Annotated in this window: 25 protein-coding genes; 10 read left to right on the top strand and 15 right to left on the bottom strand. The window is 57.7% G+C overall.

All coding sequences use genetic code 11. The annotated features are described in order from the left end of the window. Positions 1-16: 16 nt before the first annotated feature. From AC2FIB_RS12535 to AC2FIB_RS12525, 3 genes are read right to left on the bottom strand one after another with little or no spacing between them, the layout of a single operon-like run. Entirely contained in the window at positions 17-652 is a 636-nt protein-coding gene (locus AC2FIB_RS12535; RefSeq protein WP_496842194.1) for an HAD family hydrolase, read from the bottom strand. 1 nt (position 653) lies between these two features. Next, entirely contained in the window at positions 654-1,211 is a 558-nt protein-coding gene (rsmD, locus tag AC2FIB_RS12530) for a 16S rRNA (guanine(966)-N(2))-methyltransferase RsmD (RefSeq protein WP_496735019.1), read from the bottom strand. Next, positions 1,208-2,419 carry an NAD(P)/FAD-dependent oxidoreductase gene (locus AC2FIB_RS12525; protein ID WP_496735021.1) on the bottom strand — a complete coding sequence of 404 codons (1,212 nt, stop codon included), beginning with the start codon at positions 2,417-2,419 and terminating at the stop codon, positions 1,208-1,210. The genes rsmD and AC2FIB_RS12525 overlap by 4 nt, the downstream gene beginning before the upstream one ends. Positions 2,420-2,518: 99 nt before the next feature. Here AC2FIB_RS12525 and AC2FIB_RS12520 point away from each other — a divergent pair, with 99 nt between their 5' ends. From AC2FIB_RS12520 to AC2FIB_RS12505, 4 genes are all read left to right on the top strand, one after another. After that, positions 2,519-3,004 carry a peroxiredoxin gene (locus tag AC2FIB_RS12520; protein WP_496735023.1) on the top strand — a complete coding sequence of 162 codons (486 nt, stop codon included), beginning with the start codon at positions 2,519-2,521 and terminating at the stop codon, positions 3,002-3,004. Positions 3,005-3,108: 104 nt separating this feature from the next. Next, positions 3,109-3,354: a glycine zipper 2TM domain-containing protein gene (locus AC2FIB_RS12515; RefSeq protein WP_496726400.1), complete on the top strand. Its 246-nt coding sequence runs from the start codon at positions 3,109-3,111 to the stop codon at positions 3,352-3,354. 13 nt (positions 3,355-3,367) lie between these two features. After that, on the top strand, positions 3,368-3,715 hold the full coding sequence (locus AC2FIB_RS12510) for an EF-hand domain-containing protein (RefSeq protein ID WP_496842193.1): 348 nt from the start codon (positions 3,368-3,370) through the stop codon (positions 3,713-3,715). A gap of 33 nt (positions 3,716-3,748) precedes the next feature. Beyond that, positions 3,749-4,057, top strand: coding sequence for a hypothetical protein (locus AC2FIB_RS12505; protein WP_496735027.1), 309 nt, complete (start codon positions 3,749-3,751; stop codon positions 4,055-4,057). Here AC2FIB_RS12505 and AC2FIB_RS12500 read toward each other — a convergent pair. From AC2FIB_RS12500 to AC2FIB_RS12485, 4 genes are read right to left on the bottom strand one after another with little or no spacing between them, the layout of a single operon-like run. Then, complete coding sequence (locus AC2FIB_RS12500; RefSeq protein ID WP_058275007.1) at positions 4,054-4,347, bottom strand: 4a-hydroxytetrahydrobiopterin dehydratase; 294 nt, start codon at positions 4,345-4,347, stop codon at positions 4,054-4,056. The genes AC2FIB_RS12505 and AC2FIB_RS12500 overlap by 4 nt on opposite strands. Continuing rightward, positions 4,344-5,531, bottom strand: a complete 1,188-nt coding sequence (locus AC2FIB_RS12495) for a GNAT family N-acetyltransferase (protein WP_496735029.1) — start codon at positions 5,529-5,531, stop codon at positions 4,344-4,346. The genes AC2FIB_RS12500 and AC2FIB_RS12495 overlap by 4 nt, the downstream gene beginning before the upstream one ends. A 45-nt stretch (positions 5,532-5,576) precedes the next feature. After that, complete coding sequence (locus AC2FIB_RS12490) at positions 5,577-6,344, bottom strand: glycerophosphodiester phosphodiesterase family protein (protein ID WP_496735031.1); 768 nt, start codon at positions 6,342-6,344, stop codon at positions 5,577-5,579. Next, the gene (locus AC2FIB_RS12485) at positions 6,341-6,796 is read right to left on the bottom strand and encodes a RidA family protein (RefSeq protein ID WP_496735032.1); all 456 of its coding nucleotides are present in this window, start codon (positions 6,794-6,796) and stop codon (positions 6,341-6,343) included. The genes AC2FIB_RS12490 and AC2FIB_RS12485 overlap by 4 nt, the downstream gene beginning before the upstream one ends. 291 nt (positions 6,797-7,087) lie before the next feature. Here AC2FIB_RS12485 and AC2FIB_RS12480 point away from each other — a divergent pair, with 291 nt between their 5' ends. Then, positions 7,088-7,915 (top strand): MlaA family lipoprotein, encoded by an 828-nt coding sequence (locus AC2FIB_RS12480; RefSeq protein WP_282119606.1) that lies wholly within the window; start codon positions 7,088-7,090, stop codon positions 7,913-7,915. Next, the gene (locus tag AC2FIB_RS12475; protein ID WP_058275011.1) at positions 7,905-8,504 is read left to right on the top strand and encodes an MlaC/ttg2D family ABC transporter substrate-binding protein; all 600 of its coding nucleotides are present in this window, start codon (positions 7,905-7,907) and stop codon (positions 8,502-8,504) included. Before AC2FIB_RS12480 ends, AC2FIB_RS12475 begins: the two co-directional genes overlap by 11 nt. Before the next feature lie 72 nt (positions 8,505-8,576). On the opposite strand, the gene AC2FIB_RS12470 is transcribed toward AC2FIB_RS12475, so the two are convergent. The 4 genes from AC2FIB_RS12470 to AC2FIB_RS12455 are packed head-to-tail and all read right to left on the bottom strand — an operon-like array spanning position 8,577 to position 12,747. After that, positions 8,577-9,674 (bottom strand): ABC transporter ATP-binding protein, encoded by a 1,098-nt coding sequence (locus AC2FIB_RS12470; RefSeq protein WP_058275012.1) that lies wholly within the window; start codon positions 9,672-9,674, stop codon positions 8,577-8,579. A 3-nt stretch (positions 9,675-9,677) separates the two neighbouring features. Further along, a complete protein-coding gene (locus AC2FIB_RS12465; protein ID WP_058279072.1) occupies positions 9,678-10,577 on the bottom strand; it encodes a carbohydrate ABC transporter permease in 900 nt (299 codons plus the stop codon). Next, on the bottom strand, positions 10,570-11,442 hold the full coding sequence (locus AC2FIB_RS12460; protein WP_058275014.1) for a carbohydrate ABC transporter permease: 873 nt from the start codon (positions 11,440-11,442) through the stop codon (positions 10,570-10,572). The genes AC2FIB_RS12465 and AC2FIB_RS12460 overlap by 8 nt, the downstream gene beginning before the upstream one ends. 60 nt (positions 11,443-11,502) lie before the next feature. After that, positions 11,503-12,747 carry an ABC transporter substrate-binding protein gene (locus AC2FIB_RS12455; protein WP_496735036.1) on the bottom strand — a complete coding sequence of 415 codons (1,245 nt, stop codon included), beginning with the start codon at positions 12,745-12,747 and terminating at the stop codon, positions 11,503-11,505. Between the two features lie 217 nt (positions 12,748-12,964). Here AC2FIB_RS12455 and AC2FIB_RS12450 point away from each other — a divergent pair, with 217 nt between their 5' ends. Beyond that, positions 12,965-13,696: a response regulator transcription factor gene (locus AC2FIB_RS12450; RefSeq protein WP_496735037.1), complete on the top strand. Its 732-nt coding sequence runs from the start codon at positions 12,965-12,967 to the stop codon at positions 13,694-13,696. Beyond that, positions 13,693-15,135: a sensor histidine kinase gene (locus tag AC2FIB_RS12445; protein ID WP_496735039.1), complete on the top strand. Its 1,443-nt coding sequence runs from the start codon at positions 13,693-13,695 to the stop codon at positions 15,133-15,135. The genes AC2FIB_RS12450 and AC2FIB_RS12445 overlap by 4 nt, the downstream gene beginning before the upstream one ends. A gap of 4 nt (positions 15,136-15,139) precedes the next feature. On the opposite strand, the gene fliP is transcribed toward AC2FIB_RS12445, so the two are convergent. Genes fliP through fliF form a run of 4 tightly spaced genes read right to left on the bottom strand, consistent with a single transcriptional unit; the run spans position 15,140 to position 18,336 of the window. Then, on the bottom strand, positions 15,140-15,871 hold the full coding sequence (gene fliP, locus AC2FIB_RS12440; protein ID WP_496735041.1) for a flagellar type III secretion system pore protein FliP: 732 nt from the start codon (positions 15,869-15,871) through the stop codon (positions 15,140-15,142). Continuing rightward, positions 15,871-16,158, bottom strand: a complete 288-nt coding sequence (locus AC2FIB_RS12435; RefSeq protein WP_496735042.1) for a FliM/FliN family flagellar motor switch protein — start codon at positions 16,156-16,158, stop codon at positions 15,871-15,873. Before AC2FIB_RS12435 ends, fliP begins: the two co-directional genes overlap by 1 nt. Beyond that, positions 16,151-16,747, bottom strand: coding sequence for a FliH/SctL family protein (locus AC2FIB_RS12430; protein WP_496735044.1), 597 nt, complete (start codon positions 16,745-16,747; stop codon positions 16,151-16,153). Before AC2FIB_RS12430 ends, AC2FIB_RS12435 begins: the two co-directional genes overlap by 8 nt. Continuing rightward, positions 16,747-18,336 carry a flagellar basal-body MS-ring/collar protein FliF gene (gene fliF / locus AC2FIB_RS12425; protein ID WP_496735045.1) on the bottom strand — a complete coding sequence of 530 codons (1,590 nt, stop codon included), beginning with the start codon at positions 18,334-18,336 and terminating at the stop codon, positions 16,747-16,749. The genes AC2FIB_RS12430 and fliF overlap by 1 nt, the downstream gene beginning before the upstream one ends. 119 nt (positions 18,337-18,455) lie before the next feature. Between fliF and AC2FIB_RS12420 the strand changes: the two genes are divergently transcribed. Further along, the gene (locus tag AC2FIB_RS12420; RefSeq protein ID WP_496842221.1) at positions 18,456-18,677 is read left to right on the top strand and encodes a hypothetical protein; all 222 of its coding nucleotides are present in this window, start codon (positions 18,456-18,458) and stop codon (positions 18,675-18,677) included. After that, positions 18,605-18,952 carry a flagellar basal body-associated FliL family protein gene (locus AC2FIB_RS12415; RefSeq protein ID WP_496842191.1) on the top strand — a complete coding sequence of 116 codons (348 nt, stop codon included), beginning with the start codon at positions 18,605-18,607 and terminating at the stop codon, positions 18,950-18,952. Before AC2FIB_RS12420 ends, AC2FIB_RS12415 begins: the two co-directional genes overlap by 73 nt. The last annotated feature ends 2 nt before the right edge of the window (positions 18,953-18,954 follow it).

Raw genomic sequence — 18,954 nt, 5'->3', positions numbered from 1 at the left:
GCTTACCACGGTCAAGTCAAATTCCCAAAAGGGCTGGAACTTCGGCCATGTCGGTGAAAACTTCTGCTCCGAGGTCCGCCAGAAATGCACCTTTTCCATCAGGCACATAGCCCAGGCAGCGCATATTGGCACGGATTGCTGCGGTAACGCCGCTGGCACTGTCTTCAATTACAACTGGCGCGGTGGCCTCAAATTGACGGGCTGCTGTAAGGAACATGGTGGGGTCGGGCTTACCGACTCCCAAAGTGTAGGCTGAAAACATCACATCCTTGAAGCGATCCCAAAGACCATTCTGCCCCAGCGTGACTCGCATTTTGTCAGGCCCGCCATTGGACGCCACGCAGAAAGGAATTCCGCGCGCATCCAAGAGCGTCAGCAATTCCGCTACACTTGGAACCAAAGGAACACCCTGACGCAGTCGGGCGTCGGTTTCGGCATCGAATTCCATAATCCAGTTCTCGGGCAGGTCGGCCCCCAAATCGCGCGCGATATCCCGCACTTCCGGCATGGTCCTGCCGGTGAAAACCCTGTGGCACTCCTCCGCCGTCAAGGGCAGTCCATGTCGGGCAAAGTTCGCAACCATCACCTGATTGGACAGGGGCTCACTGTCGACCAAAACACCATCGCAGTCGAAGATGACCAGATCGTGCATGTCAGACCTCTGCCCGCCACATCAGCGAAATATGCGTGTCGCCGTATTTACGCGTATTGTGCAGGTCAAACCCTTCTGGCGCCTCCATGGGGGCGTTTTCTTCCCAGACGATCATGGCGTCTTTTGCCAGCCACCCCCCTTGAGTGACCGTCGCAAGCGCCTTTTGACCCAGGCTTTTGCCGTAAGGCGGATCGAGAAAAATCAGATCACAAGGCGCGCCCGGATTATCACCCAACCGTGTCGCGTCGCGACGGATCAGATCGGTACGATCCTTGCTGTGGGTCAGATCAATGTTCTTACGGATCAGTCCCTGCGCCACACGCCCGTCATCAACGAAAGTCACATGCGCCGCGCCGCGCGATAGCGCCTCAAGCCCCAATGCGCCGGTGCCGGCAAACAGGTCCAGAACACGCAGCCCGTCAAAGTCGATCTGATGGCTCAGTACATTGAACAGGCTTTCACGCACGCGATCCGTGGTGGGACGCAGATGCGCCCCGGCATCGCCTTTGCCGACCGAGGCCAAGGCGCGGCCCCGGAACTCTCCAGCGATGATCCTCACGCTTTGAGCAGCGGCTTCAGGTCCGCGTCTGGGTCGGCCACGACCGCCGGGTCGGCCGTTTTGCCTGCATCGATCAGGCGTTTGCCCACCATATAAGCACGTGGGTCATTCATCGCGTCGACCGCGATCAACTGATCGCCTTTATAGTACCAGAAGGACACCGTCTGCCCGTCACCCTTACGGGTCACCACGCTGTCATAGCCGGTGTTCAGACCTGCGATCTGTAGTTTGACGTCATACTGGTCCGACCAGAACCACGGCGTTGCCACATAGTCTTTGGCGGCACCCAGCATGTTCTGAGCAACAATCTCGGCCTGATCGATGGCATTCGGTACACTTTCCAGCCGAATACGACCACCGAAATGCGGGAACGACGCGCAATCGCCCGCCGCCCAGATAGCCGGATCAGAGGTGCGGCCATGGGCATCCGTTTTGATACCGTTGTCCAATTCCAGCCCGGCCATCTCGGCCAATTGGGTCGAGGGTGCGATGCCCACACCAACGACGACAAAATCGACCTCAAGCTTGGTGCGATCAGTCAGAATGGCCCCGGTGACCTTGCCGTCTTCGCCGACCAGACGATCCAGCCCGACGCCTTCACGGATGTCAGCACCGTATTCGGAATGCAGAGCACGGAAGTAATCGCTGGTTTCCGGTGCCGCGACACGTTGCAAAATCCGTTCCGCCATCTCGACCAGAGTGACCCTGACCCCACGCTTGGCGCAGACGGCGGCCGCTTCAAGCCCGATATAGCCACCACCAACGATCAGGGCGCGCGCACCTTCCGTCACGCGGGGCTCCATCTCGTCGATATGGGTCAGGTCGCGCACGACATGGACGCCTTCAAGGTCACCTCCAATGGCCGCGGGCAGGTAACGCGGGTCAGAACCGGTGGTCAGGGCCAGTTCGTCATATGAAATCACCTCATCGCCCAGTGTCACGGTCTTGGCCTTGGGGTCGATCGCCGTCACGCGCTGACCCAGACGCAGGGTGATGTTGTTTTCGGCGTAAAAACTTTCGGGGCGCAGGAACAGGCGTTCAAGCTCCATCTCACCCAGCAGATAAGCTTTGGACAGTGGGGGACGCTGATATGGCAGATGCTGCTCGGCACCGATCAGCGTGATATCGCCTTCAAACCCGTCCTTGCGCAGTCTTGCAACAAGAGATGATCCCGCCTGCCCGGCTCCGATCACAACAATATGGCTCATCTTCGTCCTGCCCTGTCAAATTCCCGTGGTTTCATTCTCTGGCTCACCTATATTGCGGCTGAGGCCGACTCTGCAAATCCAATCGACAGGAGGAACAACATGATTTCAACCGGTGATACGCTTCCCGACGCAACGTTGACTCAAATGGGGGCAGAAGGGCCCGAAGAGGTTCGGATTTCAGACAAGACCAAAGGCCGCAAAGTTGTGATCTTTGCTGTGCCCGGCGCATTCACGCCGACCTGCCACTCGGCCCATGTGCCCAGCTTTATGCGCACCAAGGAACAGTTCGACGCCAAGGGCGTGGACGAAATCATCTGCTTCTCGGTCAACGACCCTTTTGTAATGAGCGCGTGGGGCGAAGCCACTGGCGCGACAGGCGCAGGCCTGACCATGCTGGCCGACGCCGCATCCGAATTCACCAAGGCCATAGGCATGGATTTCGACGCCCCGCCCGTCGGCCTGCTAGCGCGCTCAAAGCGCTATGCGATGTTGGTCGAAGATGGCAAAGTCGTTGCGCTGAACCTCGAGGAAAATCCCGGTGCCTGCGAGATTTCCGCGGGCGAAGGTCTGCTTGAGGCCATCTAAGTCACTCGGGCCCCGGTACAGCCGGGGCCACGTTAACCCTATTTCACTTGATGCAACTTCCTGATGGGTCGATACTTGCCCCATTCATTCAGGGAGTTTTTTTGATGAAGCTCAAAATCATCACAGTCATTCTGGGTTCGGCAGGTGCACTGGCCGCCTGCGGCCCAGCCCCGACACCTCAGCAACAGCAGGCACGACAACATGAGATTGCGTGCCTCGGCGGCACACTAGGCGGCGCACTGATCGGCGGGGCGATTGGCAATCAATTCGGCGGTGGGTCCGGCAAAGACATCCTGACTGCGGCCGGGGCCGTCGCGGGCGGTGTCTCGGGCCAGCGTTACGCGTGCTGAGGAGAGAATGATGATGAAAACAGTTATTTTAACGACGACGATCATTCTGGTAGCCAGTGCAACCTTGGCGGAAACAGTGGCTGAACTGCACGAAAAGGAACTGAACGCCATTGATTCCAACAACGATGGCTTCCTGTCCAAGGACGAGTTCAACGCTTTTTCGGATTATGCTTTTCAGGCCATGGACGAAGACAAGAACGGAACGCTGGGTCTGGAAGAAGCCAAGCCGTTTCTGGACATAAAGCGGTTTCAAAACGTTGACCGCAACAACGACAACTTTATCTCACGATCAGAGTATGACCAGCAGATGGGCGATGATTTCCTGGCCGCCGATCAGGACGGAAACGGCCAGTTGGATTGATCGCACGACCGGGCTGAACGATAGGAGCGTGGTATGGAAAAGTGGATAGCCTTCGGCATTTTGGGGTTTCTTGCCGCCTGTGATGCGCCGCAGGCCCCCGTGGTGACCGGACCGAACGGACAGCCCCAGATCCAGATCAGTACTTCGGGCCTGACGTGCTATGATACGCGTTGTTTGGACATCAATCCGGCGGCGCGAAGCGTTCGATCGGTTGGGAATCGGACAACCGGTATTCCACGAGACATCGACGTCAGCAACGGCACGGTCACACCCGCCGATTTCCGTCGTCTGGGTGAAATAGCTTCTCTGGCCGGCGGCATGGGATCCAGAGGAGACCGTTAAACGAGGCTGTCCATTTTACGCGCCAACTTGGCATCCAGCGCTGACAAACCGCCCACATCATGGGTGGACAGGACGACCTCGACCGTGCGGTACACGTTTGACCATTCGGGATGGTGGTTCCATTTCTCGGCAAAGATCGCCACCTGGGTCATCCAGCCAAAAGCATGAACAAAATCTTCGAATATGAAGGTCTTGGTGATTGCATCCCGGTCCGTGACCATGGTCCAGCCGTTGTCGAACAGTGGATCAAGAAGAGGGCCGCGAGTTTCGGTCGACAATAGTTCCGTCATTGCTGTTCCTCCGGATTCGATTTTCTGAACGGACCGTAATCCGTCAGAATCTCGATCTCTTCTCCCACTGCGTGGGCCTCGGCGTCCAGATATTTCTTGATCGCATCGGCAAAGCCCGGGTCATTGACCCAATGCAAGCTATGCGTGCGCGTGGGCAAGTAACCGCGCGCCAGCTTATGTTCACCCTGCGCGCCTGCTTCTACCCGTGCCAGACCTTCCGCAATGGCAAAGTCGATCGCCCTATAATAGCACAGTTCGAAATGCAGGCAGGCGTGATGCTCAGTGCAACCCCAATACCGGCCAAAAAGCGTTTCGCGGCCGATGAAATTCAAAGCCCCGGCGATAGGGTGTCCGTCCCGCTCAGCCAGCACCAAGGCCATGTCGTCCGCCATGGTTTCATGTGCAATATCAAAGAATTGGCGAGTCAGATAGGGCATACCCCATTTACGGGAACCGGTGTCCTGATAAAACTGCCAGAAGGCATCCCAGTGTTCGGGGCGCAGGTCATCCCCTGTCAGCGTGCGGATTTCACCGCCAAACTCGATAGCCTGCGCGCGTTCTTTGCGAATGTTCTTGCGCTTGCGCGACGATAATGCCGCAAGAAATCCGTCGAAATCTTGGTATTCGTCATCCAGCCAGTGAAACTGCTGCGACTGACGCAGCATAAGGCCCATCTGTTCGCCCGCCAGCGCCTCGGCTTCGGTGCAGAAAGTCGCGTGGACTGAAGACACCTGATTGTCCGCAGCCAATTGCACCGCCCCCTGCACCAGCGCAGACATGCCAACCGAGTCATAGCCGGGGCGCACCAGAAAACGCCGACCTGTTGCGGGTGTGAACGGCACTGCAATCTGCAACTTGGGATAATAACGACCCCCGGCACCTTCATAGGCATGAGCCCAGTTGTGGTCGAAGATGTATTCGCCCTGACTGTGGGATTTGGCATACATCGGGGCCGCCGCGATCAGCATCCCATCCAGATAGGCCGTCAGATATTGCGGTTGCCAGCCCGTTCCGCGCCCGACCGAGCCGCTGTGTTCAAGTGCCAGCAGAAACCGGTGGGTAGTGAACGGATCAAGCGGACGGCCGCCATCGGCAACCTCGGGACAGGCACAGCTATCCCATTCCGCCGCAGATATCTGCGACAGTGAGCCCAGCACCCGAACCTCGATCTGTGCCTGATCCATTTGCCCTCCGCCTCTGATCTTTATCTGTGACGTCGCAGGGCTGGTTCAACCCGGTTGTACAGCCAGATACCCTTCGAAGGTCACATTGTCCGCAACTTCGCGGGCCTCTGCCTCTTGTTCAGGCGACCGCACCGTCCAGCACAGGACCGGTACACCGCGTGCCTTCAGTTCAGCCACGCGGGGGCGGTCAAGGTCTTCGACCTCATGGCTGATGAAACTGGCCTCGACACGGTCGAAATCCGGAATGTCGCGCAGGTGGTCACAAACGCTCTGAGGTAAAAGTTCGACCTTGGGCTGGTACGATCCCGTCACGATGCCACGCGGCAGATGCGGTGCCAGCCGCGCCAGTTCAGCGACCGAGTTGGGGTTGAACGACATCAACGCCACCGGCCCATCGTAACCTGACAATGCACGCACCGCGTCTTGTTCCAACGGGCCCACGGATGTACCCATCGCGCCGTCCTGATCCTTGAATTCGATCAGCAGCGGTACTTTGCCTGACACGATTTGCAGCACCTCATCCAGCGTCGGGATACCATCGTCCGCGTGCAACAGCGTGGTGCCTGATGCCTGAACCGACGTGATCAGTTGGATCGGGCCGGGCTGTCCGGTCAGGCGGGTCATGTCATAGTCATGAAACACCATGGCGCGGTTGTCCGAGGTCCGTTGCAGATCAATCTCGATCCCATAACCGGCGTCGACCGCAGCCCGGATGGCCGCCCGGCTGTTTTCCGGGCGGTTGTCCTGTTTGTCGTGCAGCGCGCGATGCGCCAGCGGGACTTGAAGGAATACGTCAGGTAGCGCGGGCGTCATTGAACTTCGAAGATACCTTCGATCTCAACCGCGACGCCCAAGGGCAGTGCCGTCGCACTGACGGCCGAACGCGAATGGCGACCTGCATCACCCAGCGCTTCGACCAGAAAGTCTGACGCACCGTTGATGACTTGCGGCTGCGCGGTAAAATCTGCCGTCGAGTTCACAAACCCGGTCAGCTTGATGACGCGCACCAACTTTTCGATATCGCCACCGCAGGCCGCTTTGACCTGGGCCAGAAGGTTGATCGCACATACCTTGGCCGCAGCAGCGCCTGCTTCGACTTCCATGTTGTCGCCCAGCTTGCCAGTGATCAGATCATCCGCCTTCGAGATCTGCCCCGAGACATAGACGATATTGCCCACGCGCACGAAGGGCACGTAGTTGGCCGCCGGCGCAGGAGCGTCCGGTAGGTTGACACCCAAGCTTTCCAGTTTCGCCGCGATGCTCATGAGGTCTCCTCCCAAATTTGAGTCGGGGCGAAGCTAACCGGGAAGGCAAGGATCGAAAAGTGCGAAAACGGCGATGTGACCTGCACCGGTTGTGGGCGTAACTTTTCTTATTCTGAACTGTTGAACCTGTGTCACTTTACGTTGACCTATTCGGCAGGTTAAACGCTATCTGTTTCATATTGGTGGCGAAACGCCTATGTGACTTTGGGTAGGCCGGGCACAACGGCCAAAAAGAGTATTGATTAAGTGTTCGGGCGCGGACTGTCCGAACGTTTTGGAGTGGCAAAGATCGTGTTGAGCAGAATCAACCTAAAACCCCTGATCGTTGTGTCCGTATTGGCAGTTCTCAGCGCCTGCACCACACGCCCTCCGGAGGGTGTTCAGCAGGGTGAAGCATTTGATCCATATGAACGCAACAACCGGGGTATCCACAAATTCAACCTTGGCGTCGACCGGTTTTTGTTTCGTCCGGCCTCGAAAGGGTACGTAAAGATCGTGCCCGACCCGATGGTGACCAGTTTCAACCATTTTGCCGAAAACCTGACGATGCCGGGCCAAGCCGTGGATTACCTGCTGCAAGGCAACCTTAAGCAGTCGGGCAACGCACTGCTGCAGTTTGTGATCAACACGACCGTTGGTGGTCTGGGGTTGTCAGCCCCTGCCGACGAGTTGAACCTTCCGCCTGTGGATACCGATTTCGGTGAAACGCTGCACGTCTGGGGTTTTGGCGAGGGCGCTTATGTCGAGCTGCCGCTCTATGGTCCGTCAACGCAGCGGGACTCGATTGGCGTTATCGTCAACCTGTTCTCGAACCCGATCAACTTCTCTCCGGTCCGTCCGGTCGACAATATCGGTGTCTATGCCGAGGTCGTGCGCCGGATGGGTGATCGGGGGCGTTTTTCGGACACGGTCGACTCGATCCTATATGAAAGCGCCGACAGTTATGCGCAGGCGCGGACCATTTACCTACAAAATCGCCGCTTCGAACTGGCGAGAGACGACGAAGAAACCTATCTGGGTCTTTACGACGACCCTTATGCAGACAATGGGACCGACCCTGTCAGAGATCCCTACCTAGACCCATACGAGGACCCCTATGAGGACCCCTATGCCGAGTAACCATATGAACCGACGCGGTTTTGTCGCCACTGGCCTTGCCGGTCTGGCACTGACCGCCCTGCCTTTTTCCGCCTTTGCCCAGACTGAAGCCAGCGCCAAGGCTCTGGTCGTCAGTGTCGTGGATGACATCAACCGCATTATCGCCTCGGGCAAATCCGAAAAGGCGATGATCCGCGATTTCGAAAAGGTCTTTGTGCAATATGCCGATGTGCCGATCATGGCACGTTATGTGCTGGGGGCGGACGCCCGTTCGGCCAGCCCGTCGCAGCTGAAGCAGTTCACCAAAGCGTTTCAGGGCTATATCTCGAACAAGTATGGCCGACGTTTCCGCGAATTCATTGGTGGGCAAGTCACCGTCCGGAAGGCCCGGAAAATCAAGGCCGGTTACGAGGTACGCACTTCGGTTAAGCTGCAGGGCTCGTCCCCGTTCGAGGTGACATTCCTAGTTTCGGACAAATCAGGCCGCGACAAGTTCTTCAACATGTTCATCGAAGGGGTGAATATGCTGCTGACCGAACGAACCGAGGTTGGCGCGATGCTGGACGCCCGTGGCGGCGACTTGAACCGCCTGATCAAGGACTTGAGCTAGAACAAGGTCAGCTGACCCAGTTCAAACGCAAAGAAACGCCGCGCGAACTCAATCGCGCGGCGTTTTTTTCTTTTAATTCAGGCGCTCGCCGGTTTCTTTGGCGAAGTACGATACTTTGCTCATATCGAAGGCCAAGTTCAGCATCTTGCCCGCCTGCGCGCTGGTTTCGGCATGTAACCTTGCGGTCACCTGCTTGCCGCCCAGTTCTGATACGACATAGGTGTCGGCCCCTGCAGGTTCGACCATATCGACCATGCACGCCGCTTCCTGCACGCCATCACCCGCACGGAACCCGGCCTCGGCGATATCCTCAGGGCGCAGGCCCAGTATTACATCCTCGGGCAACGCCAGATCGCGCGCATCGTTCAGAACCAGCGTTTCGCCGGCATCGCGCGAGATGACGATTTGTGTACCCGACCCGTTTTTGGTGACCTGCGCAGGGATCAGATTCATCGCCGGCGAGCCCATGAAATCAGCGACAAACAGATTGGCCGGGTTGTTATAAATCTCGGCCGGGCTGCCGATCTGCTGCACGATACCGCCCTTCAAGACCACGATCTTGGTGGCCAGCGTCATCGCCTCAATCTGATCGTGGGTCACGTAGACGATGGAAGCGTCCAATGTCTGGTGCAGCTTCTTGATCTCGGTCCGCATCTCAACCCGAAGCTTGGCATCGAGGTTCGACAGCGGTTCATCAAACAGGAACAGCTTGGGATCGCGCACCAGCGCCCGGCCCATCGCCACACGCTGACGCTGACCACCGGATAGCTGGCTGGGACGGCGGTTCAGCAGCGGCTCGATTTGCAACAGCGAGGCCACATCGTTCAGCTTGGCCTCCTGCGTTGCCTGATCGACCCCGCGCACCTTCATGCCGAAGGTGATGTTCTTGGCGACGCTCATAGTCGGATACAGAGCGTAGGATTGGAACACCATAGCGATGTCGCGGTCCTTGGGGCTGACATGAGTCATGTCTTTGCCGCCAATCGCCAGTGTCCCGTCGGTGATTTCCTCCAACCCCGCAATGCAGTTCAGCAAGGTGGATTTACCGCAGCCCGAGGGGCCGACCAGCACCAGGAAATCACCCGGTTCGATCGAGATGTTGATGTCCTTCAGAATCTCGGTTGCACCGTAATTCTTGTAGAGTTTGTTGATATCAAGGATGGGAGCCATGGGTTATCCCTTCACAGAGCCAGCGGTCAGGCCGCGGATGAAATACTTACCGGCAACGACATAGACAAGCAGCGTCGGCAGCCCCGCGATGATCGCGGCGGCCATGTCGACGTTGTACTCTTTGACGCCGGTGGTGGAGTTTACGATGTTGTTGAGCGCCACAGTCACGGGCTGCGTGCCCGCCTGGCTGAACGACACGCCGAACAGGAAGTCATTCCAGATCTGCGTGAACTGCCAGATCACTGTCACCACGATGATGGGCAGCGACAGCGGCAGGAAGATCGACCAGAAAATCCGCAGAAAGCCTGCCCCATCGACCCGAGCGGCTTTGGTCAGCTCGGCCGGAATGGTGACATAGTAGTTGCGGAAGAACAGCGTAGTGAAGCCAAGGCCATAGATCACGTGGACAAAGATCAGGCCCGGAATGGTTCCGGCGATCCCCATCATGCCCAGCAGCCGCGCCATTGGCAGCAGAACAACCTGAAACGGAATAAAGCAGCCAAACAGCATCAGCGAGAAGATGATGTTCGCGCCTTTGAACCGCCACTGCGCCACGACATAGCCGTTCAGCGCACCAATCAGGGTGGACAAAAACACCGCAGGCACCGCGATCAGGACAGAGTTCCAGAAGTAAGGCCGCAGACCTTCACACTGGATACCGGTACAAGCGCCGGACCACGCGGTTTTCCAGGCATCGAAGCTGACTTCGCGCGGCAGTGAGATCAAGGACCCAGTGCGAATTTCCTCAAGGCTTTTCAACGATGTGGTTAACATCACGAACAGCGGCATCAGGTAGTACAGCGCGAACAGGCCCAGCAGGACGTAAAGCAGCCAACGAAGGGCAATCTTGCCAGTGGCGCTCTGCGAGCGGGTTTGGGTTTGGGGCATCGACAGATCAGTCATTTTTCGCCCTCAGCTCTGAATAAAGATATGGAACCACGATGGCAAAGACGACCAGCATCATGATCATCGCGGAAGAGGCCGCCTGACCGATATCGCCGCGCGAAAACGCCATGGCATACATGTATGTGGCTGGCAGATCAGTCGCGTATCCCGGACCGCCACCTGTCAGCGCGATGACAAGGTCAAAGCTCTTGATCGCTAGGTGGGCCAGCACGATGAAGGCAGAAAGGAAAATCGGTGCCATCGACGGTATGATGATCGCCGTATAGATGCGCCATGTGGGGATACCATCGACTTGAGCGGCTTTGATGATTTCACCATCCACCGAACGAAGCCCGGCCAGAAACAGCGCCATAACAAAGCCCGAGCTTTGCCAGATCGCGGCAATCACAATGGTGTAGATAGCGTAATCGGGGTTCACCAGCCAATCGAATTCGAAATTCGGAAAGCCCCAGCCCTGCACCATGGATTCAATGCCCAGACCTGGGTTCAGGATCCACTTCCATGCGGTGCCGGTCACGATCATCGACAGTGCCATCGGGTACAGGTAGATGGTGCGAATAACCCCTTCGACGCGGATCTTCTGATCCAGCAGGATGGCCAGCAACAGCCCCAGCACCATCGCGATCACGATGAACAGCGCGCCAAAGATATACAGGTTGTTAATCGCCGTATCCCAGCGGGGGGAATCGAACAGGCGTTCATACTGAATGAAGCCATGGATCTCGTATTTCGGCAGTAGTTTCGATCGGGTCAGCGACACCCATGCGGTCCATCCGATAAATCCGTAGACAAAAATCAATACGGCGATGAACGACGGTGCCAGCACCACCTTGGGCAGGTGGTTTTCCAGCCATTCGGACATTTTTTCCTCCGGGGAAAAGTGCTCTGCCCCTCAGTATAGGGGGGGGCAGAGCGTTTTGGATCAGTAGCTGTTGGCCACTGCGTCCGCCAGTTGCTGAACCGCGTCAGCCGAGGACATATCCGAGTTGAAATGTGCGGTCACAACATCCGTGATCGCACCAGACTGCGACCCGCGCAGTGCCATGCCATGGGCGTAAGACGGCAGCAGCGAACCACCTGCCGAGGTCGTACCCATGTCTTCTGCCGAGATTTTCGCGCAGATATCAAAGGCATCCAGCGCTACGTCGGTCCGTGCAGGGATCGAACCCTTGTTCAGGTTGAACACTTCCTGGAAGTTCGGTGCGACGATCAGCTTGGCCAGCAGTTCCTGACCGGCGCGGTTGTCGTCACCTTCGACTTCGAACATGGCAAAGCTGTCGACGTTGTACAGATAACCGTCACCGGGGGTCGAGGCGCACAGGAAATCTTCGCCGGGCTTCTTGCCAGCGGCCAGGAATTCACCTTTGGCCCAGTCACCCATGATCTGGAATGCGGCCTCGCCATTCATCACCATGGCGGTGGCCAGGTTCCAGTCACGACCCGAGAAGTTCTCGTCAACATATCCACGCATGGTACGCATCTGGTCAAAGACCTGTACCATTGTGTCCGACGTCAATGCTTCGGGGTCGAGATCGACCAAGGCTTTCTGGTAGAATTCTGGTCCACCAATACCCATGACAACCGCCTCAAACACGGTCGCGTCTTGCCAGGCCTGACCACCGTGGGCCAGCGGGATCACACCAGCGGCCTGCAGTTTTTCGGCTGCTGCGTTAAACTCATCCCATGTGGTGGGCATTTCGATGTCGTTTGCCGCCAGAACATCAGCATTCGCCCAGATCCAGTCGATGCGGTGCACGTTCACGGGTGCAGCGCACCAAGTGCCTTCGCACATCATATGGCCCGCGATCGACGCAGGCAGGACATCCGCCCAGCCTTCGGCCTCGGCAACGTTCGAGATATCCGCCAGAACGCCTTCTTCGTACCATTCCTGAATGGCAGGGCCTTTCAGCTGAACGGCGGTTGGTGCGTTACCGGAAAGAACCCGGGCACGCAGCGCGGTCATTGCCGCATCACCGCCGCCACCCGCGACGGGCATGTCGGTCCAAGTGCCGCCGTTCGAGGCGAATTCTTCCTGCAGAACGGCAACCGACTTGGCCTCGCCACCCGAGGTCCACCAGTGCAGTACTTCCGCCTGCGGCTCGGCCACAACGGACGATCCGGCCATAACGGCCAAAGTCGAAACGGTGGCAAATGCAAAACGCTTCATTTTTTGTCTCCTCCCTGAGAACTCAGTGACTGCCAAAGCAGCGATGGCGCTATTACTGAGGTCTGAACGCCGTCTGGCAAAGCGGAATTCATAGTAAAGTACGGAAACGGCCCAAATTTTCACCACTTCTGTTACAGCGTGTTACGTTGGCATTGAATCTGTTTCCATTCGTTACAATGGACAACGACAGAGGGAAAAGATCGGGAGGAAAGACAGAGTGAGCATTCCGCGGCTTCTGGTGGTGGATGACGACCCTGAGATGCGGTCGATGATGACGCAGCTATTGCAGCAAAACAGCTTAATCGCCCTACCCGCCAGTTCCGAGCGGGAAATCCGGGCGCACCTGTCCAATGGCCGGATCGATCTGATTTTGTTGGACGTCATGCTGGGGGACGAGAACGGGATTGATATCTGCGCCCGGTTACGGCGCGAACAGGACGTCCCGATCATTCTGGTCTCTGCCCTGTCCGCCGACCATCAGCGCATGGCAGGGTACGAAGTTGGGGCAGACGACTACATTGCCAAACCCTTCAACCCCCAATTGATGCTGGCCCGTGTCAGGGCAGTGATGCAGCGCGCTCGGCGGTCGTCTTCGCTGGCGTATCGCCGAAGAACCCGCACCTTCCGTTTTGACGGCTGGGTCTTTGACGGAAAGCGTGATGATTTGCATTCGCCGGAAGGCTATTTGGTCGCGTTGTCACAGCGGGAAACCGCCCTGCTCAAGGTCTTGCTGGCCAATCCACATATTCCGCTTACGCGCGATGAAATCGTCACGGCACTGGATGTCACGGGGGACAATGACAAGTCCGAAGCGCAGGGCCGCGCCATCGACATGCTGGTCGGTCGCCTGCGATCCAAGATCGAGACCAACCCTAAAGATCCGCAAATGCTGCGCACGGAACGCGGGGTCGGGTATATCTTTGCCGCCGACATTTCGGTCGAAGAATGACACTGCGCCTGCGCAATCTGGGGTGGCTTTGGACCCTTTCAGCCTTTGCTGCCGGTTTGCTGTCTGCAGGGTTATGGTTCGCTTCGGCGCGCGCCTGGAACGACTACCTGCTTCAATCTTTTGTGGCGGGGTTCACCGTCTACGAAGAATTGCGAACAGGCATGGCCCCCTCCGAGGGGTTGTCGATAACGCCCTTACCGCCCCAGGATACGGCCCTTGCCGAAAATGGCGAGTTTCAGCGGTTGCCCGGGTTTTCAAACCGCCGCTTCGTCACCAACCTTTCGATCCTGACCGACAGTTCCTCACCGCTCAGCGGGCGTGAATTAACCGTGGCGATCCTGTCCGACCGGTTGGTTTATCCGGTGTCGGACATTGTGTCAGGCAATGATCAGACCGGGCCTGAAAAGATGGGTAACCTGATCCGGTTGCTGGCAACATATTGCAGTGAGCCGATCCTGATTGCGAAATTTGGACGCGAGGCCTGGCATCAGGTCGACGGGACCCAGATCTGGGGCTGTCAGGCAGCCCCTATGGATTTACGTCTGCCCGCAATTCTTATGGGGATCGTCGCAATGGCGGTCATCTTGTCCGCAGTCAGTAACGTCTCAGATACCTTCACCCGGTTTGCTCGCGCGTTGCGCGAACGGCAGCGCCTTGGTGGGCCGGAAAGCTATGAGGCGGATGGCCCGGATGAACTGCGCGATATCGTCTCGGCGGTGAACGCCCATCTTGAGGCCGAGCGCGCGCAGCTTGAAAAGCGGGCAACGGTTTTGTCCGGCGTCAGCCACGATCTGGGTACCCCTGCGACCCGCGTGCGCCTGCGTGCCGCTCTGATCCCCGACGATGAACTACGCGAAAAGCTCGAGGCGGATGTGGATCAGATGACGGGCATGATCGAAAGTGTCCTGACCTATACGCGATCCGAACTGGATGTTGAGGAACCGCGCCAGATTTCTCTGACCTCTTTGGTCGAGGCTCTGGTCGCCGATTATCAGGATATGGACCTACCCGTGACACTAAAAAAGATCGACCCCGTCGCGGTCGATGGGGTTACATCGGTTTTCATGTCCCGGCGCGGACACGGGCAGCTGACCGAAACACGGCGCGTCCTGGTCATGGCGCGGCCCATATCGCTTAGGCGTGCGCTGACCAATTTGATCGACAACGCGTTGAAATATGGTCGACACGCCGAAGTGCAGTTGGCGACCGATGCGACCACCGCGACGATCACGGTCGAAGATAAGGGCACCGATCTGTCCGTGGAGGACATCGAAAACCTGATGGCCCCATTTCGTCGTGGGTCCAACACCGGATCTTCTGACGGCTATGGTTTGGGCCTAACAATTGCCGCCACCGTGGCCGAACAGCATGGCGGAGAAATGCGCTTTGAGGCCGGCGACTGCGGCCTGCGCGCCTGTCTGCAAATCGCCCGGCAGTAAAAAACTAGGTGGTATAGCTGCGCACAAGCGCGCTGGCGATCAGGGACCACCCGTCGGCGATGACAAAAAACGCCAGTTTGAACGGCAAAGACACTGTGGCTGGCGGCACCATCATCATCCCCATCGACATCAGCACCGCCGCAACCACAAGGTCGATGATCAGAAATGGCAGAAAGACCAAAAACCCGATCTGAAAAGCGCGTGCAATTTCAGATAGCATGAAAGACGGCATCAGGATGGACAGCGGCGCGTCGGGCGACAGCGTTGTGGCATCACCACCGGGGCGCAGGGCGGCCATGGCGTGAAACGTATCGGGGTCCAATCGCGCAGCCATGAAACCGCGAAACGGCTGTAATGCACGCTCCAATGCAGGCTCGACCTCCATAGTTTCATCGACCAACGGCCGAATTCCTGTTGTCCAGGCTTCGGAAAAGACCGGCTCCATGATGAAATAGGTCAGAAACAGCGCCAGACTGACAATCAGCATATTGGGAGGAGATTGCTGCAACCCGATACCCTGGCGCAGGATCGCCAAAACGGTGATCAGAAACGGAAAACAGGTGATCATGATCGCCAGTCCCGGAGCCAGGCTGAGCACGGTGATCAATAGGATCAACTGAATCGTTCGCGCAGATATCGAACCCCCCTCGCCCAGCGAAACAGATAACTCCTGCGCCGTTGCCAAAGACGGGGTCAGAACCGCAAACGCGACCGCCAGAATTAGAAATCGGCCCATCAGCCGATCCCGTTTTGCAGATCCGCGATTTCAGTCAGTCGCACGGCCAGCTGACCGGCGTGCTCGCCCTCCATCTCCTCTAGCAGACCGCGTGCGACACGCTGGTCGCCGACATACAGGTCAACCGGATCCTCGATGCGTTTGTCCAGCATCAGCACGGCGTTTTCCCCCATGTTCAGCAGATCACGGATCAAAGGGCGCGCCCGGCCAACCGATACGGTGACTTCAATCGGAACGGCCTCAAACGGGTTGGGCTTCTCGGATTTCGGGGTTTGCGGATCACTCATTGGTCACTGCCTCTTTTGCCTGAGAAACATACGCCTGAAAGGCTTGATCGATTGCAGCAAGCAAACCGCTGCAATCCACCTCGCGCTGGGAAATCCCGACCTTGAGCCGCGCTTGTCCTGCCTCAAGCGTCGGGTCTTCGATCACCTGCACAGGCGATGATAGTTCGGCGGGGATCAGGTCCTCCACCTCGTTCACACGATCTGAGGGTACGAAGATTTGCTTGGGCTGCCCGATTTGCTCGCGCGCCATATCGGTGAGCTGCTCGACAAGCCGAACGGCAAACCCTCGGTCTAGCATTTCAGGCAAAACCAGCTGTGTCAGGCTCTGAAACATTGGTTCCAGCGACAGGGCCATCCGGTTAACCGCTTCATGGTAGGTAAAAGACATATCTTCGAGCGATTTGGCCAATTCGGTCGAAACCTGCCCCCGGCTTTGCTCCTGCGCCTGGACCGCGTCTTCCCAGCCGGCGCTATAGCCTTGCTCGAACGAGGCCAGCCTTTGTTCCTCTAACGCGTCCTCATCCAGTACGTGCAGCTGTCCGCCGCCGGCCTGTAAAGTAAAATCTTCAAGAAGATGGGCAATCGACATCACACACGCTCCTCACCTTCTTCCAGCCAGCTGCGCAGGATTTCGACCGTTTCTTCCTGCTTGTCGCCGATCATCGCCCTGAGCCGATCCACCGGGTCCGCCCCGGCATCAGTCGCAAGCGCCGGAACGTTCCCAGTGGGCGCCTGCCCCGGCAAGGTGGTGAATTGGCCGCCCTCATCCGTCGCAATTTCGCCGGTCAGGTATGCGTCAGGTTCCTGTGCTGTACCTGCGGGCAACAGCGCCGGAGCAGTCGCTGGTTGGGTCAGTATGGGGCGGATGACAAACACCCCAAGTACCAGGGAAACCAGCGCCAATACGGCCAACTGAATCAGCGACGTCGCGTCGAAATGCACCTTCTGCCACAGCGAGGCGGTTGCCAGACTGCCCTGCGGCTCGACCGCCGGCAGATCCAGCGATTTCAGCGTAATAACGTCGCCCCGCTCGGCATCATAGCCCACTGCCGAGGCCACAAGCTCTTGCAGTGCATCCATCTCGGCCTGCGGCATCGGCGTGAATGTTTCACTGCCGTTTGCGTCCTCGGATCGCGTTCCGTTTACCAAAACAGCAACCGTGAGTCGCTTGATCGCGCCTGGACCGTTGTGAACCTCTAGCTCGGTTTCGGAAACCTCGTAGTTGACCCGTTCTCGGGTCTGGGTTGCGTTTGAATTGGATTCGTCCCCGCCCGCGCCATCGCCATCTGGCAGGTTTGACGCAACCGTCACATCCCCGGATTGGTTGCGGGCACTGTCCGAACGCTCTTCGACATCGGTGCTGATGGCCACACGTCCATTGGGATCGAAACGCCGTTCGCGGATTGATTCTGTCTTGGTGACCGTATCGACACTTACCTCGACGACAGCATTTCCAGCTCCGACCCGGGCTTCGACCAGACGTAGAACCCGTTCGCGCAGCTGGCGCGATTTATCGTCAGCGGTATCTGCGGACACCGGGTTGTCCTGTGCCCCGATCACTGCGCCATTCGAACCGATGACGGTGACGTTCTCGGGCGCCAGTCCGCTGACTGCGGACGACACAAGAAACCGGATCGCCTTTGCCTGATCCGACGTGATGTCCGTGCCCGACGCGACCAGATAGATCGATGCGGTTGGTGCAACACTGCGCTGGAACGGATTGGCTGAACCGTTGGCAATATGCACACGTGCCTGGCTGATATGGGGGCTGCCGACAATGGTTCTGGCCAACTCTCCTTCTTTTGCGCGCCAATAGGCGGCGTCGAACATCTGCGAAGTTGTGCCAAACCCGCTGAGCGAATCCAGCAGCTCGTAGCCCCGGTTTCCGGTTGCCGGCAGACCTTCGCTGGCCAGCGTCAAGCGCAGCTCATCCCGTTGTGATCCCGGCACATAAATGGAGCCGCCGCGAATCTCATACTGCACACCGCGCTGATCCAATGAACGGACAATATCCCCTGCAGCGCCGCTTTCTAAACCGGCGTAAAGCAGGGTCATCGACGGTGTTGTCACCAGACGCGACATCGCCAGGATCCCCAGAAACATCAGCACGACTGCACCCGCGACAATGATTTGTTTACGCCTGTCCAAACTTGCCCAGACAGTTCCGATCTGCTGCACGATCACCTCCGACTCGCCGACATTCTGTGCGACGCATCCCTTGTTTGGATGATTGCCCTTAACAATCGGTTAGTCCCTGTCGGGTTATGACGATTGCAGATTGTAGAAATGAGGACGTCATGACCGACGCGACTGCAGAACAGGCAGAAGTTCCGGAAAAATCTGGGAAAAAGGGAATGATAGTAGGCGCGATTCTGGCGATAGCCGGTGCTGCGGGCGGGTATTTCCTGACCACCACCGGCCTGTTGCCGATAGGCGAAAACCCGTCGTGCAGAACACCGAAGAAACAGAGAAAAGCAGGCCTGCCAAGGCTCTGCCAAAGGTTGGATTCGTTGACCTAACTCCGGTCGTCGTTTCGGTAAACACCAGCGATTCGCGACATCTGAAGTTTCATGTCCAGCTCGAGGTGAACGCGCCGTACATGGCGGATGTGGAAAAGATGAAACCGCGAATCATGGACGTGCTGAACGGATATCTACGCGCGATTGAGGTTTCTGATCTTGAGGATTCGCTCGCGCTCATGCGCATCCGAGGACACCTGTTGCGGCGTATCGAAATCGTCGTCGGCGAAGGCCGCGTTCGCGATGTTCTCGTCATGGAATTCGTACTGAACTAGGA

This window comes from Ruegeria sp. YTSA072 (genome assembly GCF_059610285.1).
This window is presented reverse-complemented; position numbering and strand designations above follow the sequence as displayed.